The sequence below is a fragment of the Burkholderia sp. Se-20378 genome (assembly GCF_017104665.1).
GTDB lineage: Bacteria > Pseudomonadota > Gammaproteobacteria > Burkholderiales > Burkholderiaceae > Burkholderia > Burkholderia lata.
Genome location: NZ_JAAGPG010000562.1, coordinates 1 through 5,334, shown reverse-complemented (window position 1 = coordinate 5,334; position 5,334 = coordinate 1). Strand labels below are relative to the sequence as shown.

Annotated in this window: 5 protein-coding genes; 4 read left to right on the top strand and 1 reads right to left on the bottom strand. The window is 66.6% G+C overall.

The genetic code is table 11. The features are described from left to right. Window positions 1-114: 114 nt before the first annotated feature. Window positions 115-1,035: a glutamate/aspartate ABC transporter substrate-binding protein gene (locus tag G3N93_RS33655; RefSeq protein WP_206134905.1), complete on the bottom strand. Its 921-nt coding sequence runs from the start codon at window positions 1,033-1,035 to the stop codon at window positions 115-117. 213 nt (window positions 1,036-1,248) lie between these two features. On the opposite strand from G3N93_RS33655, the gene hutH reads away from it, so the two are divergent. From hutH to G3N93_RS33635, 4 genes are all read left to right on the top strand, one after another. Continuing rightward, a complete protein-coding gene (gene hutH / locus G3N93_RS33650) occupies window positions 1,249-2,772 on the top strand; it encodes a histidine ammonia-lyase (protein ID WP_174946158.1) in 1,524 nt (507 codons plus the stop codon). Window positions 2,773-2,776: 4 nt separating this feature from the next. Continuing rightward, window positions 2,777-3,472 carry a histidine utilization repressor gene (hutC, locus tag G3N93_RS33645; RefSeq protein WP_011352609.1) on the top strand — a complete coding sequence of 232 codons (696 nt, stop codon included), beginning with the start codon at window positions 2,777-2,779 and terminating at the stop codon, window positions 3,470-3,472. Window positions 3,473-3,511: 39 nt separating this feature from the next. Then, window positions 3,512-5,200 (top strand): urocanate hydratase, encoded by a 1,689-nt coding sequence (gene hutU / locus G3N93_RS33640; protein WP_011352608.1) that lies wholly within the window; start codon window positions 3,512-3,514, stop codon window positions 5,198-5,200. A 2-nt stretch (window positions 5,201-5,202) separates the two neighbouring features. Then, a partial coding sequence (locus tag G3N93_RS33635) for a HutD family protein (protein WP_206134906.1) occupies window positions 5,203-5,334 on the top strand: 132 nt, incomplete at its 3' end.

Sequence of the window (5,334 nt, the reverse complement as noted above, 5' to 3'; positions counted from 1 at the left end):
GCCGCGCCTGCCGCCGGCGTTGCGGCGTTCGATGCGGCGTGGCTCGACGCGGCGCCCGGCTACGCGGCGTGCGTCGCGTGGACGCGTGCGTGAGCCGCGTTCAGTACGCGCCGCTCATTCGAGCGGCGCGTCGTTCGGCGCCGCATAGCGCGCCTTGATCACGTCGCTCATCGCGAAGTCGAACGACAGCCCCTTCGGCGGCACCGGCTTCGTGAACCACTTGTCGTACAGCGCGTCGATCTCGCCGCGCTTCATCAACTGCACGAGCACGCCGTCGACGAGCGCCTTGAACTGCGGATCGTCCTTGCGCAGCATGAACCCGTAGGCTTCCGACGATTGCGGCGTGCCGACGATCTGCCAGTCGGCCGGCTTCGCGGCGAGCTGGCGCACGCCCGCGAGCAGCACGTCGTCCATCATGTACGCGGCCGCGCGGCCCGATTCGAGCGTGAGGCGTCCCTCGCCGTAGTCCTTCGCGCTGATGATCTGCATGTTCATCTTCTTTTCCTCGTTCATCTTGCGCAGCAGGCGCTCGGACGTCGTGCCCTGGTTCGTCACGACCGTCTTGCCGGCGAGATCGGGGAAGTCGCGGATGCCGGAGCGCGTGCGTGTGAGCAGGCGGGTCGTCGCGACGAAGAAGGTGGTCGAGAACGCGACCTGCGCGTGACGCGCGGCGAGGTTCGTGGTGACGCCGCATTCGAGATCGACGGTGCCGTTCTGCACGAGCGGAATGCGGTTCTGCGACGTGACGGGGATGAAGCGTACCTGCAGGTCGGGCGTGCCGGTGCGCGCCTTCACGGCGGCGATCACGCGGTCGCACAGGTCCTGCGAGAAGCCGATGACCTTGCCGTTCGCGTCGGCGTAGGAGAACGGCACCGACGTTTCGCGGTGGCCGATCGAGATCAGGTTGCTCTGCCGGATCTTCTCGAGCGTGCCCGACAGCGGCTCCACGGCGAGCGCCGCGCCGCATGCGAGTGCACACGCGGCGAACAGCAGGGGCCGGCCGAGCCGGGTGGCGGGTCGTGACGGGAAGGGCATGGCGGTCTCCGTGGTGAATGATGATCCGTATGTTGCCAAAGAAAAAATAATTGCAACAACTGTTAAGCGCCGGATCACACGGGCCGATTTGACGGGGCGCGCCGGGCATCAGGGAAACTCCCAAGTCGAAATCGGTGAAATACGGGTTGTCTAGACAAGTTGGCGTGGCTACACTTCAATCCATTCCGAACTTGTCTAGACAGGATTGCTCACATGATTACGTTGACCCCCGGCCACCTGACCCTCCCGCAACTGCGCCAGATCGCACGCGAATCCGTGCAACTGACGCTCGATCCGGCCAGCTTCGCGAAGATCGACGCCGGCGCGAAGGCCGTCGCCGACATCGCCGCGAAGGGCGAGCCGGCCTACGGCATCAACACGGGCTTCGGCCGCCTGGCCAGCACGCACATCCCGCACGACCAGCTCGAACTGCTGCAGAAGAACCTCGTGCTGTCGCACGCGGTCGGCGTGGGCGAGCCGATGGCACGCTCGTCGGTGCGCCTGCTGATGGCGCTGAAGCTGTCGAGCCTCGGCCGCGGCCACTCGGGCATCCGTCGTGAAGTGATGGACGCGCTGATCAAGCTGTTCAACGCGGACGTGCTGCCGCTGATCCCGGTGAAGGGCTCGGTCGGCGCATCGGGCGACCTGGCACCGCTCGCGCACATGTCGGCCGTGCTGCTGGGCGTCGGCGAAGTGTTCATCCGCGGCGAGCGTGCAAGCGCACTCGACGGTCTGCGCGTCGCGGGCCTCGCGCCGCTGACGCTGCAGGCGAAGGAAGGCCTGGCGCTGCTGAACGGCACGCAGGCATCGACCGCGCTGGCGCTCGACAACATGTTCGCGATCGAAGACCTGTACCGCACCGCGCTCGTCGCGGGCGCGCTGTCGGTCGACGCGGCTGCCGGTTCGGTGAAGCCGTTCGACGCACGCATTCATGAATTGCGCGGCCACCAGGGCCAGATCGACGCGGCTGCGTCGTACCGCGACCTGCTCGAAGGCTCGCCGATCAACCAGTCGCACCGCGACTGCGACAAGGTGCAGGACCCGTACAGCCTGCGCTGCCAGCCGCAGGTGATGGGCGCGTGTCTGGACCAGATGCGCCATGCAGCCGACGTGCTGCTGGTCGAAGCGAACGCCGTGTCGGACAACCCGCTGATCTTCCCGGATACCGGCGAAGTGCTGTCGGGCGGCAACTTCCACGCCGAGCCCGTCGCGTTCGCCGCCGACAACCTCGCGCTCGCCGCCTCGGAAATCGGCGCACTGGCCGAACGCCGCATCGCACTGCTGATCGACGCGACGCTGTCGGGCCTGCCCCCGTTCCTCGTGCGGGACGGCGGCGTGAACTCGGGCTTCATGATCGCCCACGTGACGGCGGCCGCACTCGCATCGGAAAACAAGACGCTCGCGCACCCGGCGTCGGTCGACTCGCTGCCGACCTCGGCGAACCAGGAAGACCACGTGTCGATGGCGACGTTCGCCGCGCGCAAGCTCGCCGACATCGCGGACAACACGAAGCACATCCTCGCGATCGAACTGCTGGCCGCCGCGCAAGGCGTCGACCTGCGCGCGCCGTACCACACGAGCCCGAAGCTGGCGCCCGTGATGGAAACGATCCGCGGCAAGGTCGCGCACTACGAGCTCGACCACTACTTCGCACCGGACATCGCCGTGATCGCCAAGCTGGTCGGCGAGCGTGCGTTCGCGAAGGTCGCGCCGTTCTCGTTCGCGTCGGAACAGTAAGCCCATGAGCGCGCCGGTCTACCAGGAGATCAAGGATTTCATCCTGGGCCGCATCCACGCAGGCGAGTGGGAGGAGGGCGATCAGGTGCCGTCCGAGAACGAGCTGGCGCGCGAATTCAAGGTGGCGCGCATGACCGTCAACCGCGCGTTGCGCGAGTTGACGGCCGAGCAGGTGCTCACGCGCATGAAGGGCGCGGGCACCTACGTCGCGCGGCCGAAGTACGAATCGACGCTGGTGGCGATCCGCAGCATCTCGGAGGAAGTCGGTGCACGCGGGCATGCGTATCACGCCAGCGTGCTCGGCCTCGACACGATCCGCGCCGACGAGGCGCTCGCCGACGAGATGCAGGTGGCCGTGCGCACGAAGCTGTTTCATTCGCAGGTGCTGCACTTCGAGAATGACGAGCCCGTGCAGCTTGAAGAACGATGGGTGAATCCGGCGGTCGCGCCGGATTACGCCGAGCAGGATTTCACGAACACGACGCCGAACCTGTACCTGATGCGCGCGGCTCCGCTGCAGCGCGTCGAGTACCGGATCGAAGCGGCGGCCCCGGCGCCGGAGCGGCGCGAGCAGCTGCGGATGGACGACGTCGAGCCGTGTCTGGTTTTACATCGACGCACCTGGTCGCAGGGCGTCGTCGCCTCGGTGGCGAATCTGTGGCATCCCGGCAGCCGATACCGCTTCACCGGGCATTTCTGATTCCTATTTGATATTCATTTTCCTTCGGGAGCAGTCGTCATGAACCATCCGAAACACATCGATCCCCGTCTCGATCCGACCCGCACGATCCGTGCGCCGCGCGGCAGCGAGAAAGTCTGCAAGACCTGGCTGGCCGAAGCGGCCTACCGGATGATCCAGAACAACCTCGACCCGGAAGTCGCCGAGCATCCGCATGCGCTCGTCGTGTACGGCGGCATCGGCCGCGCGGCACGCAACTGGGAATGCTACGACCAGATCCTCGCGTCGCTGAAGGATCTCGAAGAGAACGAGACGCTGCTGATCCAGTCGGGCAAGCCGGTCGGTGTGTTCCGCACGCACAAGGATGCGCCGCGCGTGCTGCTCGCGAACTCGAACCTGGTGCCGCACTGGGCGAACTGGGATCACTTCCACGAGCTCGACCGCAAGGGCCTGATGATGTACGGCCAGATGACGGCCGGCAGCTGGATCTACATCGGCAGCCAGGGCATCGTTCAGGGTACCTATGAAACGTTCTTCTCGGTCGCGAACCAGCACTTCAACGGCGATCCGTCGGGCCGCTGGATCCTGACGGGCGGCCTGGGCGGCATGGGCGGCGCGCAGCCGCTGGCCGCGACGATGGCCGGCTTCTCGATGATCGCGGTCGAATGCGACGAGACCCGTATCGACTTCCGCCTGAAGACGCGCTACGTCGACAAGAAGGCGACGACGCTCGACGAAGCGCTCGGCATGATCGAGGAAGCGAAGCGCGACGGCAAGCCGGTGTCGATCGGCCTGCTCGGCAACGCGGCCGACGTGTTCGCGGAACTCGTCACGCGCGGCATCACGCCGGATTGCGTGACCGACCAGACGAGCGCGCACGACCCGATCAACGGCTACCTGCCGCAAGGCTGGACCGTCGCGCAATGGCGCGAGGCGCAGAAGGTCGATCCGCAGAGTATCGTGAAGGTCGCGAAGCAGTCGATGGCTGTCCAGGTGCGCGCAATGCTGGCGTTGCAGGAACGCGGCGCGGCGACGCTCGACTACGGCAACAACATCCGCCAGATGGCGCTGGAAATGGGCGTCGAGAACGCATTCGACTTCCCGGGCTTCGTGCCGGCCTACATCCGTCCGCTGTTCTGCGAAGGCAAGGGCCCGTTCCGCTGGGTCGCGCTGTCGGGCGATCCGGAAGACATCTACAAGACCGACCAGAAGGTGAAGGAGCTGATCCCCGACGATCCGCACCTGCACAACTGGCTCGACATGGCGCGTGAGCGCATTGCGTTCCAGGGCCTGCCGGCACGGATCTGCTGGGTCGGCGTGAAGGATCGCTATCGCCTCGGCCAGGCGTTCAACGAGATGGTCAAGAACGGCGAACTGAAGGCCCCGATCGTGATCGGTCGCGACCACCTCGACACCGGCTCGGTCGCCAGCCCGAACCGCGAGACGGAATCGATGAAGGACGGTTCGGACGCCGTGAGCGACTGGCCGCTGCTGAACGCACTGCTGAACACCGCAGGCGGCGCATCGTGGGTGTCGCTGCACCATGGCGGCGGCGTTGGCATGGGCTTCTCGCAGCACTCGGGCGTCGTGATCGTCGCCGACGGTACCGCCGAAGCGCACGAGCGTCTCGGCCGCGTGCTGCTGAACGACCCGGCGACGGGCGTGATGCGCCATGCGGATGCCGGCTACGAACTCGCGCAGCAGACGGCCCGCGAAGCCGGCCTGAAGCTGCCGATGCTCGGCCGCTGAGCATGACGGCGCTCCACCAGGCGCCGGTGAACGCGACGATGATCCGCGCAGCGGATCTCGTCGCGTCGCCATGGAAGAACGGCGGCGGCGTGACGCGCGAAATCGCGGCATTCTCCCCCAAGGGGACTTCCTTA